The sequence below is a fragment of the Vibrio sp. Vb0667 genome (assembly GCF_033391095.1).
Genome location: NZ_JAWPOL010000047.1, coordinates 1 through 19,415 on the forward strand (window position 1 = coordinate 1; position 19,415 = coordinate 19,415).

General features: G+C 44.1%; 18 protein-coding genes. 11 read left to right on the plus strand and 7 right to left on the minus strand.

Going from position 1 to position 19,415, the window contains the following annotated elements; all coding sequences use genetic code 11:
* Positions 1–66 (minus strand): hypothetical protein (locus R8269_RS26710; RefSeq protein ID WP_411978668.1); only part of this gene is annotated, 66 nt, incomplete at its 3' end.
* Between the two features lie 489 nt (positions 67–555).
* On the opposite strand from R8269_RS26710, the gene nagE reads away from it, so the two are divergent.
* On the plus strand, positions 556–2,049 hold the full coding sequence (nagE, locus tag R8269_RS22270) for an N-acetylglucosamine-specific PTS transporter subunit IIBC (RefSeq protein ID WP_005384985.1): 1,494 nt from the start codon (positions 556–558) through the stop codon (positions 2,047–2,049).
* Positions 2,050–2,325: 276 nt separating this feature from the next.
* The gene (glnS, locus tag R8269_RS22275; protein WP_005382124.1) at positions 2,326–3,996 is read left to right on the plus strand and encodes a glutamine--tRNA ligase; all 1,671 of its coding nucleotides are present in this window, start codon (positions 2,326–2,328) and stop codon (positions 3,994–3,996) included.
* 222 nt (positions 3,997–4,218) lie between these two features.
* Here glnS and fcrX read toward each other — a convergent pair whose 3' ends face one another.
* Positions 4,219–4,668, minus strand: a complete 450-nt coding sequence (fcrX, locus tag R8269_RS22280) for a ferric iron uptake transcriptional regulator FcrX (RefSeq protein ID WP_005382141.1) — start codon at positions 4,666–4,668, stop codon at positions 4,219–4,221.
* A 200-nt stretch (positions 4,669–4,868) separates the two neighbouring features.
* Here fcrX and R8269_RS22285 point away from each other — a divergent pair, with 200 nt between their 5' ends.
* Positions 4,869–5,372, plus strand: coding sequence for a DUF4442 domain-containing protein (locus tag R8269_RS22285; protein ID WP_005382144.1), 504 nt, complete (start codon positions 4,869–4,871; stop codon positions 5,370–5,372).
* A 52-nt stretch (positions 5,373–5,424) separates the two neighbouring features.
* Here the strand turns inward: R8269_RS22285 and fldA are convergent, their stop codons facing one another.
* The 3 genes from fldA to R8269_RS22300 form a co-directional block, all read right to left on the minus strand.
* Entirely contained in the window at positions 5,425–5,958 is a 534-nt protein-coding gene (fldA, locus tag R8269_RS22290) for a flavodoxin FldA (protein ID WP_005382146.1), read from the minus strand.
* 48 nt (positions 5,959–6,006) lie between these two features.
* Positions 6,007–6,228, minus strand: coding sequence for a DUF2788 domain-containing protein (locus R8269_RS22295; protein WP_005393038.1), 222 nt, complete (start codon positions 6,226–6,228; stop codon positions 6,007–6,009).
* 112 nt (positions 6,229–6,340) lie between these two features.
* Positions 6,341–7,108: an alpha/beta fold hydrolase gene (locus R8269_RS22300; RefSeq protein WP_176310840.1), complete on the minus strand. Its 768-nt coding sequence runs from the start codon at positions 7,106–7,108 to the stop codon at positions 6,341–6,343.
* A 92-nt stretch (positions 7,109–7,200) separates the two neighbouring features.
* Here R8269_RS22300 and seqA point away from each other — a divergent pair, with 92 nt between their 5' ends.
* Positions 7,201–7,743 carry a replication initiation negative regulator SeqA gene (gene seqA / locus R8269_RS22305; RefSeq protein WP_005382149.1) on the plus strand — a complete coding sequence of 181 codons (543 nt, stop codon included), beginning with the start codon at positions 7,201–7,203 and terminating at the stop codon, positions 7,741–7,743.
* 92 nt (positions 7,744–7,835) lie between these two features.
* A complete protein-coding gene (gene pgm / locus R8269_RS22310) occupies positions 7,836–9,482 on the plus strand; it encodes a phosphoglucomutase (alpha-D-glucose-1,6-bisphosphate-dependent) (protein ID WP_053303294.1) in 1,647 nt (548 codons plus the stop codon).
* A gap of 61 nt (positions 9,483–9,543) precedes the next feature.
* Here pgm and R8269_RS22315 read toward each other — a convergent pair whose 3' ends face one another.
* On the minus strand, positions 9,544–10,317 hold the full coding sequence (locus tag R8269_RS22315) for a DUF1853 family protein (RefSeq protein ID WP_064369057.1): 774 nt from the start codon (positions 10,315–10,317) through the stop codon (positions 9,544–9,546).
* A gap of 232 nt (positions 10,318–10,549) precedes the next feature.
* On the opposite strand from R8269_RS22315, the gene R8269_RS22320 reads away from it, so the two are divergent.
* A complete protein-coding gene (locus tag R8269_RS22320; protein WP_005393019.1) occupies positions 10,550–11,308 on the plus strand; it encodes a Nif3-like dinuclear metal center hexameric protein in 759 nt (252 codons plus the stop codon).
* 88 nt (positions 11,309–11,396) lie between these two features.
* Here the strand turns inward: R8269_RS22320 and R8269_RS22325 are convergent, their stop codons facing one another.
* Entirely contained in the window at positions 11,397–12,686 is a 1,290-nt protein-coding gene (locus R8269_RS22325) for a citrate synthase (protein WP_005382163.1), read from the minus strand.
* 396 nt (positions 12,687–13,082) lie between these two features.
* Between R8269_RS22325 and sdhC the strand changes: the two genes are divergently transcribed.
* The 5 genes from sdhC (at position 13,083) to sucA (ending at position 19,303) form a co-directional block, all read left to right on the plus strand.
* Entirely contained in the window at positions 13,083–13,475 is a 393-nt protein-coding gene (sdhC, locus tag R8269_RS22330) for a succinate dehydrogenase cytochrome b556 subunit (protein WP_017634811.1), read from the plus strand.
* Complete coding sequence (sdhD, locus tag R8269_RS22335) at positions 13,469–13,813, plus strand: succinate dehydrogenase, hydrophobic membrane anchor protein (RefSeq protein WP_005382169.1); 345 nt, start codon at positions 13,469–13,471, stop codon at positions 13,811–13,813. Before sdhC ends, sdhD begins: the two co-directional genes overlap by 7 nt.
* Positions 13,814–15,580: a succinate dehydrogenase flavoprotein subunit gene (gene sdhA / locus R8269_RS22340; RefSeq protein ID WP_005382172.1), complete on the plus strand. Its 1,767-nt coding sequence runs from the start codon at positions 13,814–13,816 to the stop codon at positions 15,578–15,580.
* Between the two features lie 15 nt (positions 15,581–15,595).
* Positions 15,596–16,306 (plus strand): succinate dehydrogenase iron-sulfur subunit, encoded by a 711-nt coding sequence (locus tag R8269_RS22345; RefSeq protein WP_005382174.1) that lies wholly within the window; start codon positions 15,596–15,598, stop codon positions 16,304–16,306.
* A 171-nt stretch (positions 16,307–16,477) separates the two neighbouring features.
* On the plus strand, positions 16,478–19,303 hold the full coding sequence (gene sucA, locus R8269_RS22350) for a 2-oxoglutarate dehydrogenase E1 component (RefSeq protein WP_318222663.1): 2,826 nt from the start codon (positions 16,478–16,480) through the stop codon (positions 19,301–19,303).
* Positions 19,304–19,415: the final 112 nt, after the last annotated feature.

Sequence of the window (19,415 nt, forward strand, 5' to 3'; positions counted from 1 at the left end):
GATGACCGCATGATCGGTAAGAACATCACTACCGGTATAAATTTTACAGTTACTTAGCGCGTACATAGTCAGCTAGTCCTTATAGATGAGAATTCAATTTCTATATCGTTATCTAAGTAGAGACTGCTTCAGTCATATGGGTACTTAGTTTGTATCACTGAATTAGATAACGAGTCACATACAGCAAGTCGCGTTTTATCGATGTTATTGTCATAGTAACTAGCTGAAAAGTAATAATTGTATGGTTTTTTATGATTCTTTTTCAGAGCAAAGTTACAGTGATTTACCCGCCTAGATACCAAAATAACACTGATTCTGCCTTGCATAAAGTGCGAGAATATTATCTTTAAAACGCCATTTTTTCGTATAATAAAATAAGTTTTATGATCTCGCTAGCAAAAACCTTCCGAAAGGGCAAATTGTGGTGATTATGATCACAAACGGTGAGCTTTTAATTTGCGGAGCAAAATTAATATCATAAACTTAGGATGACTAAATTGGACGGCTGAAATAAGTCATTCAACATAACATCTAATCCTATAGGGGGAACTTAAGGTGAACATTCTCGGATACTTCCAGAAGGTGGGTAAGGCGCTTATGGTGCCGGTTGCCACACTTCCTGCAGCAGCAATACTCATGGGTATTGGCTACTGGATCGACCCAAATGGCTGGGGCGCAAACAGTGCACTTGCTGCATTTCTTATTAAAGCTGGTGCAGCGATCATTGACAATATGTCAGTATTGTTCGCTGTTGGTGTTGCTTACGGAATGTCTAAAGACAAAGATGGCGCCGCTGCACTTTCAGGTTTCGTGGGCTTCTTAGTTGTCACAACGCTTTTGGCCCCTGGTGCAGTATCACAAATTCAAGGCATTGACCCAAGTGAAGTACCTGCTGCATTTGGTAAAATCAATAACCAGTTCGTCGGTATCTTGGTTGGTATTGTTTCTGCTGAGTTGTACAACCGTTTTTCTCACGTAGAGCTGCACAAAGCACTGGCGTTTTTCTCTGGCAAGCGTCTTGTACCGATCCTAACGTCTTTTGCTGGTATCGTTATTGCGTTCATCCTGATGTACGTTTGGCCATCAGTTTACGGCGGTCTGGTCAGTTTTGGTGAAAGCATTCAAGGTATGGGTGAAGCAGGTGCAGGTGTTTACGCATTCTTCAACCGTCTTCTAATTCCTGTTGGTCTGCACCATGCACTAAACTCAGTGTTCTGGTTTGATGTTGCTGGTATTAATGACATTCCAAACTTCCTTGGCGGAGCGAAATCATTAGCTGAAGGCACGGCAACGGTAGGTGTTACGGGGATGTACCAAGCGGGCTTCTTCCCAATCATGATGTTTGGTTTACCAGGTGCTGCTCTAGCGATGTACCATACTGCGAAATCAAAGAATAAAGAGAAAGTGGCATCTATCATGATTGCAGCTGCGTTTGCTTCATTCTTTACAGGTGTAACAGAACCACTTGAATTTGCATTCATGTTCCTTGCTCCAGGACTGTACGTTCTTCACGCAGCGCTGACTGGTCTATCAGTTTATATCGCGGCATCAATGCAGTGGATTGCAGGTTTCGGTTTCTCTGCTGGTTTAGTCGACTTAGTATTGTCGACTCGTAACCCGCTAGCGGTAAATTGGTACATGCTCATTGTACAAGGTCTTGGTTTCTTTGCGGTTTACTACTTCGTGTTCCGTACCGTGATTGTTAAGTTTGGCCTTAAAACACCGGGACGTGAAGATGATGAAGAAGCTTCATCTAACGTGGCTGGATCAAGCAATTCTTCAGAGCTTGCTCGTCAGTACTTGAAAGCACTTGGCGGTCATGACAACCTAAGTTCTATCGATGCCTGTATTACTCGTTTGCGCCTTTCTGTGAAAGATATGAGCGTTATCAATGAGAAAACTCTGAAAGATCTTGGAGCTATGGGAGTTGTGAAGCTAGGTACAAACAACCTACAAGTTATCCTTGGTCCACTAGCAGAGATTGTTGCTGGTGAGATGAAGAATGTATCTAAAGATGAAGACTTAAGTGGTGTTCAGTTACCAGCTTAACTGTTTAATAGTGGTGCGATTGTTTGTTATTGGTATTGCAAACAATTGATACTACAACATCGCAAAAGGCCTCCGCAGGAGGCCTTTTTTCGTTTAGGCCCTTTGAATCTGCTTTGCTTTCACGCCAACTCGATAAATATTGTCGTTTTAGAGCGAGTTCTTGTTGTCTAATTGCTTAGAATTGTGGATCATTAGGAACAATGTACTCTGTGAAACCATACTTGGATACAGGGTTCCGTTTTCTCTGACAATACTAATATTTTTGAGGTGCTATAGATGAGTGAAGCTGATGCTCGTCCATCAAACTTTATTCGCCAGATCATTGATAAAGATCTAGCGGATGGTAAACACACTAGCGTGCATACTCGATTCCCGCCGGAGCCAAATGGCTACCTGCATATCGGTCATGCTAAGTCTATCTGTTTGAACTTCGGTATTGCTCAGGACTACCAGGGTCAATGTAATCTGCGTTTCGACGATACAAACCCTGAAAAAGAAGACATCGAATACGTTGAGTCTATCAAGAAAGATGTAAACTGGTTGGGCTTTGAGTGGAGTGGTGAAGTATGTTACTCATCAAACTACTTCGATAAGCTTTACGAATATGCAATTGAATTGATTAACAAAGGCTTAGCGTACGTAGATGAGCTAAGTCCAGAGCAAATTCGTGAATACCGCGGCACACTAAAGGCGCCAGGTAAACCAAGTCCATACCGTGACCGTTCTGTTGAAGAGAACTTGGCGTTGTTTGAAAAAATGCGCGCTGGTGAATTTGAAGAAGGTAAAGCGTGTCTTCGTGCTAAAATCGACATGGGTTCTTCATTCATGGTCATGCGCGATCCAGTTTTATACCGTGTGCGTTTTGCTACGCACCACCAAACTGGTGATAAGTGGTGCATTTACCCAATGTACGACTTTACGCACTGTATTTCTGATGCATTAGAAGGCATTACGCACTCTATTTGTACGCTTGAATTCATGGATAACCGTCGTCTGTACGATTGGGTTCTAGACAACATCACGATCGAAAGCCGTCCACATCAATACGAGTTCAGTCGTTTAAACCTTGAATACACAGTGATGTCTAAGCGTAAGCTTAACCAGCTAGTTACTGAAAAACTGGTTAATGGTTGGGATGATCCACGTATGCCGACTGTCTCAGGTCTGCGTCGTCGTGGCTTCACACCTGCATCTATTCGTGAGTTTTGTAAGCGTATTGGTGTAACGAAGCAAGAAAATATGATCGAGTTTAGTTCATTAGAATCTTGTATTCGTGATGACCTAAACGAGAACGCTCCGCGTGCAATGGCTGTACTGGATCCTGTTAAAGTTGTTATCGAAAACTTTGAAGCAGGCGCAGTAGAAAACTTGACAGTTGCCAACCACCCAAATAAACCTGAAATGGGCGTGCGTGAAGTGCCATTCACGCGTGAATTGTGGATTGAGCGTGAAGACTTCCGTGAAGAAGCGAACAAAAAGTACAAGCGTTTAGTGCTAGGTAAAGAAGTTCGTTTACGTGGTGCTTACGTGATCAAAGCTGAGCGCGTTGAAAAAGATGCCGAAGGCAACATCACAACGATCTTCTGTTCTTACGATGCAGATACGCTAGGTAAAAACCCAGCAGATGGTCGTAAAGTGAAAGGCGTTATTCATTGGGTGTCAGCTGATAAAGCTCTTCCAGCGGAAATTCGTCTGTACGATCGTTTATTTACGGTGCCAAACCCAGGCGCAGCGGAAGATTTTGCTTCTACTATCAACCCTGAATCATTAGTTGTGATCAATGGCTTCGTCGAGCCTAGCCTAGCTTCTGCAGAAGCAGAAAAAGGTTACCAGTTTGAACGTATGGGTTACTTCTGTGCAGACTCGAAAGACTCTTCAGCAGATAATCTAGTATTCAACCGCACGGTTGGTCTACGTGATACCTGGGCAAAAATTGAGAATCAATAATCTCAATTAATGCTGAGAACGATGAAAAAATGCCAGCAAACGCTGGCATTTTTTATACCTAATCCCACAGAGTGCTATATAGATGTGCAAAACTGTGGAGAAAAAAGATGGGTGTTTAGTAGCTTTTGTTCTGTAACCAAAGTACTGACGTCTAAGGTACTGACTTCTAGAAACAAAAAACGCCAGCATGTGCTGACGTTTACTTTTTAAATTAACAAACCCTTATTTTTTCGGTTTGTGTGCATCTGGATTGTCTTTACAACCACCATCGCTACACTTGCCGTACAAGTATAAGCTGTGGTTTGTTAGTGTGACATTGTACTTAGCTGCAATCTCTTTTTGACGTTCTTCAATAAGATCGTCAGAAAATTCAATTACCTCACCACAGTCTAGGCACACTAGGTGGTCGTGGTGATGTTGAGTCGATAATTCGAAGACTGACTTTCCACCTTCAAAGTGGTGACGAGTTACAATACCAGCATCGTCGAACTGGTTTAGAACTCGGTAAACAGTTGCTAGGCCAATTTCTTCACCTAGATCAATCAACTTTTTGTACAAATCTTCAGCACTGATGTGCTGGCAGTCTGGCTGCTGAAGTACTTCTAGAATTTTTAGCCTCGGAAGGGTTACTTTTAAACCCGCATCCTTCAGCGCCTGATTATTATCTGACATATACTTTCCCGTTGGATCATCTGCAGCGATTTAACAGAATTCAATCTTCCTACCATTATAGGATAAGCGTTCGGAACATTAAACCACGAACTTCAAAGGGTTAATAGAATCTTTTTGTAAATTAGAAACAGGTCCATTATATTACAGCTCTGACCAGTTACAATTGTGTAACATTAAGCTTGGAGAGGGCAGGGATAGCGATGAATAGGCGACTAGCGAAGATATACAAACCAGGAATTGTAAAGTTCGCACTCAATATTTGGCCTCCTTTTTGGGGGGCGGGTATTAAAATCTTACATATTTCTCAAGACTTCCGTACTGTAAAGGTACGTTTAAAGCTTCGCTGGTGGAATAAAAATGCCAATCGCACCCAATATGGCGGCAGTATTTTCTCTTTAACTGATCCTATTTACTCGTTGATGCTGATGGGGATTCTACGAGAGGAATATTATGTGTGGGATAAAGAGGCAAGCATTAACTTTATTAAGCCGGGGCAAAGTGATTTGTTTGCAGAATTTGAGGTCACTGAAGGGATGCTGGAAAACATTTATCAAATGACACGGAATGGAGAAAAGTGCTTTCCTGAGTTTATTACTCATGTAAAAGATAAACAGGGGAATGTGGTTTCAGAGGTTCAACGCAAGCTTTATGTAAGAAAGAAACCTCAGTATCGCGAAGAGGAAGTACTTACCGATGCTGTGTGACAATACATACAAAAAGACCTCCAAGTGGAGGTCTTTGTATCATTCAATTTGATTAGCCTTCTAGCTCAGCTAAACACATCTCTTCATAGATCTGTTTAACCCAGCTTTCAACACGCTCGTCAGTCAATTCTGGTTGGCGGTCTTCATCAATACATAGACCTACGAATTGGCTTTCGTCACCTTCAACAAGTGCTTTAGACGCTTCAAATTCGTAGCCTTCTGTCGAGGTATGGCCAAGAATTGTGCCGCCTTTAGATTCAACGATATCACGGACTGTGCCCATCGCGTCACAGAAGTATTCTGCGTAGTCTTCTTGGTCGCCACAGCCAAAGATAGCCACTAGCTTAGTAGAGAAGTCGATTTGCTCAAGCTCAGGGAAGAAGTCATCCCAATCACATTGTGCTTCGCCGTAGTACCAAGTTGGGATACCTAGAAGAAGAAGATCGAAGTTATCAATGTCTTCTTTGCTGCTTTTCGCGATGTCTTGAACGTGAACTAGATGTTTACCTAGTTGCTTTTGAATCATCTTTGCAACGGCTTCAGTATTACCTGTGTCGCTACCGAAGAAGATACCTACACTTGCCATAGAGTCTATACCTTTACATTGTTTGTTATTGGCGATGCTACTAAGGGTTTAACCTAACCCTGAGCCTTCCCAAGTTAGCTGAATTACACCTTTTGCAATAAAGCCAGCACAGCCTAGGAAAAGGACTAACCACACAATACGACGACCAAAAACAGGTACATTGCCTTGCTTTAGCACATCTTTTATCGCCATCCCGATGAAAAAAAAGATAGCAGCAAAAAGAAGATCGAGTCCAATAGACTCGAGCATATCCATATAGTCGTAAAGCATTTTAGCCCTTCATGCCGAAAAATCTTGGGCGCACTATACCACTGTTAAACGGTAAAGTTAATGCACTACAAGAAGGGTTATTTCAATAATCTAGTGTTGCTTTTCGAATTTGTTAACTCGAAATGTATTTTCGAATGACTCTCATTACTTCTGTCGGTTTCTCGGCGTGTAACCAGTGACCAGTGCCAGAGATAATGTGTGCTTTAGCATGGTTAAATTGTCGTTTCACTGCCGGCTGATGTTCTGGCATTAAGTAGTCAGAGTCGCCGCCTTTGATAAATAAAGTTGGGATATCTGTTGGTGTGATTTCTTGCCAGCCAATAATTTGGTCATAATTCTCAAAAAGGCTCGGTACGTTAAACCGCCAATCCATCTTATCGCCATTTTTGTACAGTGATTTAGAGAGAAATTGTCTTACACCATCGAGTTCAATATGTTGAGCTAGGATATCCATGGCTTGCTGTCGATTTGCTGGTTTTTCATTAATAACAGCATGTAAGCCGTTAAAAACATTATCGTGGCGGTTCGTAGTGTAGGCTACAGGCGCCATGTCGAGAACGACTAACTGCTTGACTACATTTGGAGCAATGTCCACAAGAGCCATCGCGACTTTTCCGCCCATGGAGTGACCAATAACAATAGATGGCTCAACGTTTAAGTGCTGAAGGAGCTGAGCCACATCTTTTGCCATATCGGTATAGTTATGGACTTCGGAGTGGAAAGAGAGGCCGTGATTTCTCAGATCAATACTGATCACCGTGTGATCTTTAATAAGATCGCGGGCGAGTAGACCCAGATTACTTAAACTACCAAACAATCCGTGAATCAAAACAACTGTTTGGCCTTGGCCTTCCTGCTTATAGTTGAGTAATGCTGACATTTTATCTTATTCGTGATGGGTTTAACGTGGAGTATCCGCGTGGATCTCGTTATAATCCCCCAGAGTTTAAACATTGAGAATGTGAAAAGCGAATGAAAACAATTGAGGTTGATGAGGATCTATACCGTTATATAGCTAGTCAAACTAAGCATATCGGTGAAAGCGCCTCGGATATTTTGCGACGCCTTTTAAACCTTGATGGTCAGTTGCAGGAAGCTAAAGCCGCGCCTGTAGTAGAGAAGCCACAAGGGATTGTAGTAAGTAAAGATGCGGGTAAAACGGAATCTGTTGATGTAGTGAAAGAAATGCGTTCGCTGCTTATTTCTGATGAGTTTGCCGGTCTAAAAAAAGCGATTGATCGCTTTATGTTGGTATTATCGACCTTACATAAATTGAATCCAGAAGGTTTCGCCCAGGCTACGAATGTAAAAGGACGCAAACGCGTGTACTTTGCAGACAATGAAGAAACCTTGCTAGCAAACGGTAATACGACCAAGCCAAAAGCCATTCCTGGCACACCGTTTTGGGTTATCACGAATAACAATACAAGTCGTAAAAGACAGATGGTTGAACAAGTGATGGCACACATGGGGTTCCAACCTGACTTAATAGAAAAAGTAACAGGTTCAATCTAAGAAACCTGATAGAAGCCTCATAATGCGTCGCAGTGAGCGGATATTATGAGGCTTTTTTAATTTTATTTGTATTGAAAGAAAGGATGTCAAACATGGCTATGCACCCTCGTGCTGGGCAAAAAGCGCAGCAGGAAGATCTTCACAATATCCCAGCACTCGTTGCTAACTACTTCTTACTTCAACCAGACGCGGCAAACGCAGAACACAAAGTTCAATTTGGTACTTCTGGCCACCGCGGTACTGCAGACAAGCACACTTTTAACGAAAACCACATTTTAGCGATCGCTCAAGCGGTAGCAGAAGTTCGTGCTGAGCAAGGCACAACTGGCCCGTTGTTTGTGGGTAAAGACACGCATGCGCTATCTGAACCAGCTTTTTCAAGTGTGATTGAAGTATTGATCGCAAATGGTGTGAAAGTGATTGTCCAACAAGACAACGGTTACACGCCAACACCGGGTATTTCACACGCGATTCTGACTTACAACATCAAACACGATGAAAAAGCAGACGGTATCGTTATTACCCCATCACATAACCCACCACAAGACGGCGGTATCAAATACAATCCGACACATGGTGGTCCTGCTGAAGCTGAGTTGACTCAAGCTATCGAAGATCGTGCGAACGAATTGATTGCTGAAGGTTTACAAGGTGTTAAACGCCTACCACTAGCAGAAGCAAAAGCATCGGATCTGTTTGTAGAGATGGACTTGGTGAAGCCATACATCGATGACCTGGTGAACGTTATCGATATGGAAGCAATCCAAAAGGCGAACCTGAAGATTGGTGTAGATCCATTGGGTGGCAGCGGTATCGATTACTGGCGTCAAATTGGTCAAGCATACAACCTAGACCTAACGCTAGTAAGTGAATCGATCGATCCTTCTTTCCAATTCATGTCACTAGATAAAGACGGCGTTGTGCGTATGGACTGTTCTTCTCCTTACGCAATGGCGGGTCTATTGGCACTGAAAGACGAATACGATTTAGCATTTGGTAACGATCCTGACTACGACCGTCACGGTATCGTTACGCCAAAAGGTTTGATGAACCCGAACCACTTCTTAGCCGTTTGTATTGACTACTTGTACCGTCATCGTGACGCGTGGGGTAAAGACGTCGCTGTTGGTAAAACACTAGTTTCAAGTGCGCTGATTGACCGTGTTGTTGCGGATCTAGGTCGTGAGCTATGTGAAGTGCCTGTTGGTTTCAAATGGTTTGTAGACGGTCTGTACACTGGTAAGTTTGGTTTCGGCGGCGAAGAAAGTGCTGGTGCGTCTTTCCTTCGTAAAGATGGCACGCCTTGGTCAACAGACAAAGATGGCATCTTGCTATGCCTTCTAGCAGCAGAGATCACTGCGGTAACGGGTAAGAACCCTCAAGATTACTATGAAGAGCTTGCAGCGAAGCACGGTGAATCTAAGTACAACCGTATTCAAGCTGTAGCAAATGGCCCACAAAAAGACGTGCTGAAGAAGTTGTCGCCAGAAATGGTCGCGGCTGAAACACTAGCGGGTGATCCAATTACGGCTCGTCTCACGCATGCGCCTGGTAATGGTGCTGCAATCGGTGGTCTAAAAGTAACAACAGCGAATGGCTGGTTTGCTGCTCGTCCATCAGGCACAGAAGATATCTACAAGATTTACTGTGAGAGTTTTAAAGGTGAAGAGCACCTAAAACAAATCGAAGCAGAAGCACAAGAAATAGTTAATCAAGTGTTTGCAGCCGCTGGTTTGTAAAACATCCAATGGTCAATGTATCTAGCAAAGGGTTGATGTGAAAACATCAACCCTTTCATGTTTAAGTGCCCCGAACAGCTTTATCTCCGGGCCATGAATCTGGTACCACAAACCAGAATTGACCGTCTTCCGTTTGTGCGTGTATGAATCGATCTAAAGGCTTTTCAATAGGTTGAGAGAAATCGTCTGTTCCGATCGCCCAGCATGGTTTATGTAAATGATAAAGGGGTTTACCAATTAAATCCCATTGACTTTGATAGCACCAGTAACCACTAATCTGACTTGGATTTAATTCATAACCCAAGCACTCGCTAGGAGTTGGCTCTGGAGTAAACGGATTAATATAGAGTCGTCCTTGCATCAATAGACGTTCTTGTGGAGCGTCGTTTAACGGAATTATTTTTTGAAATTCCGGGCGATCGCTCATTTTCAACTGATGAGTAAGCATTCTATTCAGTTTTGTATGCAGCTGGTCGTGAGCATTCGGACCATACCATACGCCGTTATAAAGAAGATAAAACTTAATCGCTACTTCCCAGTGTTCTATTTGATTTGATTCTGTATTCCGCAACACCAAGTCGATAGCACCAATAGTCTTACCTTCGATGTCGTTTAACTGAACCTCTTCCGCGATAACCTGATATCGTTCTGAACTAGAGAGAACTGCAGTGCATAAGTGCTGATATAAAAAGCCCAATCTTGGATTACCATTGTATTGCTCAGCGTTATTTAAAGGCGTTACCGAAAGATCCTCTAAGGTTGTAAACGGAGGGCGTAACTTGAAAAGAGGAGGTGAAGTGGCGATCCATTGGTAAAAGCGTTGCAGTTGGTTCATCCGTATCCCTATATGTATGGTGAGGCGACAAGCTTTGTTATTGTAACTAAATTTGCTTTTGAGGGTAGGGTGGCTAGCATCGATATTAGGGTTCGAGATACACTTTAAAGACCTAAATGATATCAAGGTGCCAGATGTCAAAACGTTGTTGTATCAACTAGGTTGCACACTCTCGGTCTGATTTCATCGAGAGGTTATTTAGGTTTACATGCGCTAGAAATTGGAAGTAATAATGAATAACTTAAAGCTAGAACAGATTCTTAATGACAAACTGTCACCGCAGTTAATTAAAGATTACGCACCAAACGGGTTACAGGTAGAAGGGACGCCAGCCGTAAAGCGTATTATCACTGGCGTAACTGCCTCTCAAGCCTTAATCGATAAAGCGATTGAGCTTAATGCAGACGCATTACTCGTTCATCACGGTTATTTTTGGAAAGGTGAACCTGAGCCAATTCGTGGTATGAAAGGTAAACGAATTCGTAGTCTGATCAAAAACGATATCAACTTATATGGTTATCACCTTCCTCTGGATATTCACCCAGAGCTAGGCAACAACGCCGAATTAGCTCGCTTACTTGAAATCGAAGTAGAAGGTGGACTTGAAGGACACCCTCAATCAGTAGCCATGTTTGGACGCTTGAAAAAACCGATGTCTGGTGCTGAGTTTGCGAGCAAGATCAATCAAGTTCTTGATAGAGAACCACTGCATATTGCTCCAGAGAATACCGATAAGATGATTGAGACAGTCGGTTGGTGCACTGGTGGAGGGCAAGATTTCATTGAACTTGCTGTACAACACGGGCTGGATGCATTTATCTCTGGAGAAATTTCAGAGCGTACCACTTATACCGCTCGTGAAATGGACATTCATTACTTTGCTGCAGGTCATCATGCTACTGAGCGTTATGGTGTTCAGGCTTTAGGAAAATGGCTAGCGGATGAATATGGCCTACATGTGGAGTTTATCGATATTGATAATCCGGTTTAGTGTTCGCTATTCATAACGTGAAACGCTGAAAAGAAAAAAGGGTTGAGACAAAATCTCAACCCTTTTGTTTATCTTCTAACTAAAAAGATCATTCACGTTCGTGAAGTGGAGAAAACTCACGCTGTGTCTCACCAGTGTATAGCTGACGAGGACGACCGATGCGGTTCAGTGGATCGCTGTGCATTTCGTTCCAGTGAGCAATCCAGCCGATGGTACGAGAAATCGCGAAGATAACCGTAAACATAGAAACTGGAATACCAATCGCTTTAAGAATGATACCTGAGTAGAAGTCTACGTTCGGGTACAGCTTCTTAGACACGAAGTACTCATCAGAAAGCGCAATGCGCTCAAGTTCCATTGCAACGTCTAGCAGAGGGTCTTGAATGTTTAGCTCTTTGAGAACTTCATGACACGTTTCGCGCATTACTGTCGCACGTGGGTCGTAGTTCTTGTAAACGCGGTGACCAAAGCCCATTAAGCGGAATGGGTCATCTTTGTCTTTCGCGCGGTCTACATATTCAGGGATGTTATCGACGCTGCCAATCTCTTCTAGCATTCTCAAGCAGGCTTCGTTTGCACCACCGTGAGCAGGTCCCCAAAGGGATGCAATACCAGCGGCAATACATGCAAATGGGTTCGCACCAGAAGAGCCAGCTAGACGAACAGTTGATGTCGACGCATTCTGTTCGTGATCCGCGTGTAGAGTGAAAATCTTATCCATCGCACGGGCAACCACAGGATTTACTTCATACTCTTCGCAAGGGTTTGCGAACATCATATGCAAGAAGTTCTCTGCGTAGCTAAGGTCGTTACGAGGGTAAATAAATGGCTGACCGATAGAGTATTTGTAACACATCGCCGCCAGTGTTGGCATTTTTGACAGCAGACGGTACGCTGCAATTTCGCGGTGTTCGTCGTTGTTAATGTCAAGAGAGTCGTGATAGAAGGCTGCAAGTGCTCCAACTACACCACACATTACCGCCATTGGGTGTGCATCGCGTCGGAAGCCATGGAAAAAGCTTGCGATTTGCTCGTGTACCATTGTGTGACGAGTAACGGTCGTTTTGAATTGCTCGTATTGTTCTCGGGTAGGGGCTTCACCATAAAGAAGGATGTAACATACTTCTAAGTAATCTGCGTTATTGGCTAATTGATCAATCGGGAAACCGCGGTGCAAAAGAATACCTTTGCCGCCATCGATGTACGTGATTGATGATTCACAAGATGCAGTGGCAAGAAAACCTGGGTCAAAAGTAAAGTAACCATTGGCTCCCAGCTTACGAACGTCAATTACAGGTGTACCTAGCGTACCGTCCATAATTGGCAGTTCGATTGGCGCTTGACCTTCAACATGAAGGGTCGCTTTCTTATCCGCCATAACAATCTCCTTTGTTTATTATTTAATCCGTCCAGGATGTTTATGTGCCATTTTTGTACTGTTGTTAAAGCTTAAAGTCAATTTTTCTCCATCTTTGTGTGCACTTGTTATGATTTTTCTCATGAAAATCGTTAAAAATCTGTTCTATGTAGCATAATTTGTTACACCAATTGTATTAGAATGTTGCTCGCCGTATATTGGCAAAGAAAATTTTAGTTAAATCCTTATAAATTCGGGGCTAGAAACAAAGAGTGAGGTTTGTTGCTGGATTCCGTTTGTTAACAACTTGTTTACACTTATCTGAGTGGTTACTCGCGATATTTGTTAAATAGATGTTAACTTTTGTACGTTTGGAAGCTGAAATTGGTTATAACAATAAATGCTCAATGGAGCTGAGTGAGCAAGCCCGTGAAAGAAAGAAAGTCAAGACCTGTTAATTTAGATTTACAGACCATCCACTTTCCTATCACAGCAATCGCATCCATCCTACACCGTGTGTCTGGGGTAATTACGTTTGTTGCGGTGGGTATATTACTGTGGTTACTATCCATTTCTCTGTCATCCCCAATGGGTTTTATGGAAGCCGCTGACATCGTCGATAGCTTCTTCGTAAAATTCATCCTGTGGGGAATTCTTACTGCACTTGCCTACCACATCGCAGGTGGTATCCGTCACTTATTGATGGATCTAGGTCACTTTGAAGAACTAGATTCAGGCACGATGAGCGCTAAAGTCGCGTTTGGTGCAACAGCAGTATTATCATTATTGGCGGGGATCTTGGTATGGTAAAACACGTATCTTCATTTGGTCGTAATGGTGTACACGATTTCCTACTAATTCGTGCAACTGCAATCATTATGACGCTATACACGATTTATCTGATTAGCTTCTGTGCATTTTCAGATATCTCTTACGCATCTTGGACCCAATTCTTTGGTGGTACCTTCACTAAAGTATTCACCATGTTGGCACTTGTCTCGATCCTGATTCACGCTTGGGTTGGTTTGTGGCAAGTATTAACTGATTACATTAAGTGCGCGAAACTACGTGGCGCACTACAACTTGGTGTTATTGCCGTGCTATTCGGCTATGTCTTCTCTGGTCTATTTATTCTGTGGGGTGCGTAAGTGTCTATTCCAGTTCGTGAGTTTGATGCCGTAGTAATCGGCGCTGGTGGTGCAGGTATGCGCGCTGCACTACAAATTTCAGAGCAAGGCCTATCATGTGCTTTGTTGTCAAAAGTATTTCCAACACGTTCTCATACTGTGTCTGCACAGGGCGGCATTACCGTTGCTCTGGGTAACTCGCACAAAGACGATTGGCAATGGCACATGTACGATACCGTTAAAGGTTCCGACTACATCGGTGACCAGAACGCGATTGAATACATGTGTAAAAATGGTCCTGAGTCAGTTATCGAGCTTGAAAAAATGGGTCTTCCATTCTCTCGTTTTGATAACGGTACCATATACCAACGTCCATTCGGTGGCCAATCTAAAGAGTTTGGTGGTGAGCAGGCTGCTCGTACAGCCGCTGCTGCAGACCGTACTGGTCACGCACTTCTTCACACGCTTTACCAGCAAAACGTAAAACACAAAACAACCATCTTCTCGGAGTGGTACGCTTTGGATCTTGTGAAAAACCAAGACGGCGCAATCATGGGTTGTACTGCGATTTGTATGGAAACGGGTGAAATCTGTTACTTCAAATCGAAAGCAACCATTCTAGCTACAGGTGGTGCAGGTCGTATTTACGCATCGACCACTAACGCGCACATCAACACGGGTGATGGCGTTGGTATGGCACTTCGCGCAGGCGTTCCAATGCAAGACATGGAAATGTGGCAGTTCCACCCAACAGGTATTGCTGGCGCGGGTGTTCTAGTGACGGAAGGTTGTCGTGGTGAAGGTGGTTACCTTCTAAATAAAGATGGTGAACGCTTCATGGAGCGCTACGCACCAAACGCGAAAGACCTTGCTGGTCGTGACGTGGTTGCTCGTTCAATGATGATTGAAATTCGTGAAGGCCGCGGCTGTGATGGTCCTTGGGGTCCACATATCAAGTTGAAACTTGATCACCTTGGTAAAGAAGTACTTGAATCACGTCTACCAGGTATCTGTGAACTGTCTCGTACATTTGCACACGTTGACCCAGTGAAAGAGCCAATTCCAGTAATTCCAACTTGTCACTACATGATGGGTGGTGTACCTACTCAAGTCTCTGGCCAAGCAATTAAGCAGAAGGCCGACGGTAGCGAGATGGAAGTACAAGGCCTTTACGCATGTGGTGAGATTGCTTCTGTATCGGTACACGGTGCTAACCGTCTGGGCGGCAACTCATTACTAGACTTGGTCGTATTTGGTCGTGCTACTGGCTTGCACCTTGGCGAAACGCTAGCAGCGCAAGCAGAAGCTCGTCCTGCAACAGAATCTGATATTGAAGCGTCTCTAGCGCGTACTATGCGTTGGGAAAACAGCACTGGTGGTGAAGATCCAGTTCAGATTCGTAAAGACCTACAAGCATGCATGCAAAACAGCTTCTCGGTATTCCGTGAAGGCGATGCGATGGCAACCGGTCTAGAAGAGTTGAAAGTGATTCGCGAACGTTTGAAAGATGCGCATCTAGCGGACAAGTCTTCAGAGTTCAACACGCAGCGTATTGAGTGTCTAGAACTTGATAACCTGATGGAAACCGCGTTTTCAACTGCCGTTGCAGCAAACTACCGTACAGAGAGTCGTGGCGCACATGCTCGTTTCGATTTCCCTGAGCGTGATGATGAGAACTGGCTATGCCACTCTATCTACAATCCGGAAACAGAAGCGATGACTAAGCGTGATGTGAACATGACGCCAACGCATCGTGAAGCTTTCCCGCCGAAAGTACGTACATACTAAAGGGAGGATACGACTATGAAATTAAACTTCTCTTTATACCGTTACAATCCGGATGTGGATACCAAGCCTTACATGAAAGAGTATACCCTTGAGGTAGACGAAGGCTCAGACATGATGGTGCTTGATGCATTGATTCTGCTAAAAGAGCAAGATCCAAGCATCGCGTTCCGTCGCTCATGCCGTGAAGGGGTATGTGGTTCTGATGGTTTGAATATGAATGGTAAAAACGGCCTAGCGTGTATCACACCGTTATCTGCTCTACAAGGCGATAAGATAGTTATTCGTCCACTACCAGGGTTACCTGTCGTGCGCGATCTTATCGTTGACATGACGCAGTTCTATGATAACTATGCGAAAGTTAAACCATTCTTGATTGATGATGGTGCATTACCACCATCACGTGAGAACCTACAATCGCCTGATGATCGTGCGCATTTAGATGGATTGTACGAATGTATCATGTGTGCATGTTGTACAACGTCTTGCCCATCATTCTGGTGGAACCCTGATAAATTCATCGGCCCAGCTGGTCTTCTCGCAGCGTACCGTTGGCTAATTGATAGCCGCGATACGGCAACAGATGAACGTTTGTCTGATCTTGATGATGCATTTAGCGTTTTTCGTTGCCATGGCATCATGAATTGTGTAAGTGTTTGTCCTAAGGGATTAAATCCGACGAAAGCCATCGGTCACATTAAGTCGATGTTGGTTAATCGTTCGGTTTAATTTACTCGCTCTTAGGAATGTCGCAGTGTTGCGGATCACCCGATATGACCGCTTCACTGCTTCAGTAATATTCGAGTAAAGAATACAAAAATTGCCGACCGTATTTTTAGTCGGCTCTTATAGCTCGGCAAAGACCGAAGCAAACGTGAAAACTACTGGTTAAGGGAAAATATGCACAACGGCGTGATGAAGGCATGGCTCGAGTCTTCACACTTGGCTGGCGCCAATGCAACGTATGTAGAGGACCTCTACGAACTGTATCTAAGTGATCCCGATCTGGTAAGTGAGGAGTGGAAACGTGTTTTTGAAGGCTTGCCTAAGCCATCAGAAGAAGTGGCAGAACAACCACATTCACGTGTCCGTGACTACTTCCGACGACTCGCTAGAGAAACAAAGCATTACAATGTCCAAGTTAGTGACCCAGATGTCGATGCAAAACAAGTAAAAGTTCTACAGCTAATCAACGCATACCGTTTCCGCGGGCATGAAGCTGCAGAATTAGACCCACTAGGTCTATGGCAACGCCCAACAGTGGCGGAGTTAGACCCTGCTTTTCATAATCTTACCGAAGATGACTTCGAAGAAACTTTCAACGTAGGTTCTTTTGCTATTGGGCAAGAAACCATGAAGTTGAAAGATATCTATGAAGCCCTCAACAAAACTTATTGCGGTTCCATCGGTGCTGAATACATGCACATGACTGACACAGAGCAAAAGCGTTGGATTCAGCAACGCCTTGAGTCTGTCGTAGGCCAGCCATCATTCAACAAAGATGAGAAGCGCACATTCCTAGAAGAGCTAACAGCCGCTGAAGGTTTGGAGCGTTACCTCGGGGCGAAATTCCCAGGTGCAAAACGTTTCTCTTTAGAAGGTGGTGATGCGCTGATTCCGATGACGAAAGAGTTGATCCGTCATGCGGGTACAAGTGGAATGCGTGAAGTGGTTATCGGTATGGCTCACCGCGGTCGTTTGAACATGCTGGTGAACGTACTTGGTAAGAAACCTCAAGACCTGTTTGATGAGTTCGCCGGTAAACACGACGAAACTTGGGGTACGGGTGATGTGAAATATCACCAAGGTTTCTCTGCTGATTTTGCGACTCCTGGCGGTGATGTTCACTTAGCACTTGCATTTAACCCGTCGCACCTAGAAATCGTAAACCCAGTAGTCATGGGCTCAGTTCGAGCACGTCAAGATCGCTTGGGTGATAATCAAGGTAGCAAAGTGCTTCCTATCACCATCCACGGTGATTCTGCAATCGCTGGTCAGGGTGTGGTTGCCGAAACGTTCAACATGTCTCTTGCTCGTGGGTTCCAAGTTGGTGGTACGGTACGTATCGTCATCAACAACCAAGTAGGCTTTACGACGTCTAATCCTCGTGACACGCGTTCTACGATGTACTGTACCGATATCGCGAAGATGGTGCAGGCGCCAATTTTCCATGTAAATGCAGATGACCCAGAAGCAGTTGCTTTTGTTACTCGCATTGCATTGGATTACCGTAACGAGTTCAAGCGCGATGTCGTGATCGATCTTGTGTGTTACCGTCGCCACGGCCACAATGAGGCGGATGAGCCAAATGCGACTCAGCCTTTGATGTACCAGAAAATCAAAAAGCATCCTACACCACGCAAATTGTATGCAGATGTTCTGATCGATAAAAATGAATCAGATATCGAGACAGCGACTCAGTTAGTCAATGAGTATCGCGATGCATTAGATCGCGGTGAAGTGGTTGTTAAAGAATGGCGTCCAATGGCGTTGCACTCTGTAGACTGGTCCCCTTACTTAGGGCACGAATGGGATATGGAGTGGGATTCAAAATACGACAAGACACGCCTTATTGAGCTAGGCAATCGTCTGTGTCAGTACCCAGAAAGCCATAAACTGCAAAGCCGTGTTAATAAGCTATACAACGATCGTCTAGCAATGATGACCGGTGAAAAAGCCATTGACTGGGGTATGGCTGAAACATTGGCGTATGCTACATTGGTTGACGATGGCAAGCGTATTCGTCTTTCTGGTCAGGACTCGGGTCGTGGTACTTTCTTCCACCGTCACTCGGTTCTTCATAACCAAACCGATGCAAGCACTTACATTCCATTAGCGAATATTCATGACAACCAAGGGCCATTCCAAGTCTTTGACTCAGTATTGTCAGAAGAAGCTGTGTTGGCGTTTGAATACGGTTACGCAACAGCCGAACCAGGTGGTTTAACTATCTGGGAAGCACAGTTTGGTGATTTTGCCAACGGTGCACAAGTTGTTATCGACCAGTTTATCTCGTCAGGCGAGCAAAAGTGGGCGCGTTTGTGCGGTCTTACTATGCTTCTACCTCATGGTTATGAAGGTCAAGGCCCTGAGCACTCATCTGCACGTTTAGAGCGTTACCTTCAGCTTTGTGCTGAGCAAAATATGCAGGTTGTGGTTCCTTCAACACCGGCTCAGGTGTACCACATGATTCGTCGTCAGGTTGTACGCCCAATGCGTCGACCTCTCATTGTTATGTCGCCGAAATCTTTGCTGCGCCACCCTCTATGTACTTCAACGATTGAAGACTTGGCGGATGGTACATTCCAATCTGCAATTCCAGAAGTAGATGATTTAGAACCAAGCAAAGTGAAACGTGTCGTGTTCTGTGCTGGTAAGGTTTACTTTGACCTACTAGAGCAGCGCCGTAACAACGAGCAAGACGATGTTGCTATCGTGCGTATTGAACAGCTTTACCCATTCCCAATGGAAGAAGTACAAGCAGCAATTGCTCAATACACTAACGTTGAAGACTTCGTGTGGTGTCAGGAAGAACCTCAGAACCAAGGTGCTTGGTACTGTAGCCAACATAACTTCCGTGCCGCTATTCCTGCAGGTGCAAATCTTAAATACGCAGGTCGCCCAGCTTCTGCTTCGCCAGCAGTTGGCTACATGTCGGTGCACTTGAAACAACAAAAAGCGTTGGTTGAAGACGCTCTGAACGTGAACTCAAAAACTTCGAATTAAGAATTAGAAGTTAAAGGAAGAAACAGATATGACAATTGAAATTCTGGTTCCAGATTTACCTGAATCAGTTGCTGATGCAACCGTAGCGACATGGCACAAACAACCAGGCGAC

Excerpts from the sequence above, each read along its gene's own strand:
- R8269_RS22325 (WP_005382163.1), bottom strand. The coding sequence starts at position 12,686 with ATGGCGGATAAGAAAGCGACCCTTCATGTTGAAGGTCAAGCGCCAATC.
- fldA (WP_005382146.1), bottom strand. The coding sequence starts at position 5,958 with ATGGCAAGTGTAGGTATCTTCTTCGGTAGCGACACAGGTAATACTGAA.
- fcrX (WP_005382141.1), bottom strand. The coding sequence starts at position 4,668 with ATGTCAGATAATAATCAGGCGCTGAAGGATGCGGGTTTAAAAGTAACC.
- R8269_RS22295 (WP_005393038.1), bottom strand. The coding sequence starts at position 6,228 with ATGCTTTACGACTATATGGATATGCTCGAGTCTATTGGACTCGATCTT.
- R8269_RS22300 (WP_176310840.1), bottom strand. The coding sequence starts at position 7,108 with ATGTCAGCATTACTCAACTATAAGCAGGAAGGCCAAGGCCAAACAGTT.
- R8269_RS22320 (WP_005393019.1), top strand. The coding sequence starts at position 10,550 with ATGAATAACTTAAAGCTAGAACAGATTCTTAATGACAAACTGTCACCG.
- R8269_RS22285 (WP_005382144.1), top strand. The coding sequence starts at position 4,869 with ATGAATAGGCGACTAGCGAAGATATACAAACCAGGAATTGTAAAGTTC.
- sdhD (WP_005382169.1), top strand. The coding sequence starts at position 13,469 with ATGGTAAAACACGTATCTTCATTTGGTCGTAATGGTGTACACGATTTC.
- pgm (WP_053303294.1), top strand. The coding sequence starts at position 7,836 with ATGGCTATGCACCCTCGTGCTGGGCAAAAAGCGCAGCAGGAAGATCTT.
- seqA (WP_005382149.1), top strand. The coding sequence starts at position 7,201 with ATGAAAACAATTGAGGTTGATGAGGATCTATACCGTTATATAGCTAGT.
- sucA (WP_318222663.1), top strand. The coding sequence starts at position 16,478 with ATGCACAACGGCGTGATGAAGGCATGGCTCGAGTCTTCACACTTGGCT.
- R8269_RS22345 (WP_005382174.1), top strand. The coding sequence starts at position 15,596 with ATGAAATTAAACTTCTCTTTATACCGTTACAATCCGGATGTGGATACC.
- R8269_RS22315 (WP_064369057.1), bottom strand. The coding sequence starts at position 10,317 with ATGAACCAACTGCAACGCTTTTACCAATGGATCGCCACTTCACCTCCT.
- glnS (WP_005382124.1), top strand. The coding sequence starts at position 2,326 with ATGAGTGAAGCTGATGCTCGTCCATCAAACTTTATTCGCCAGATCATT.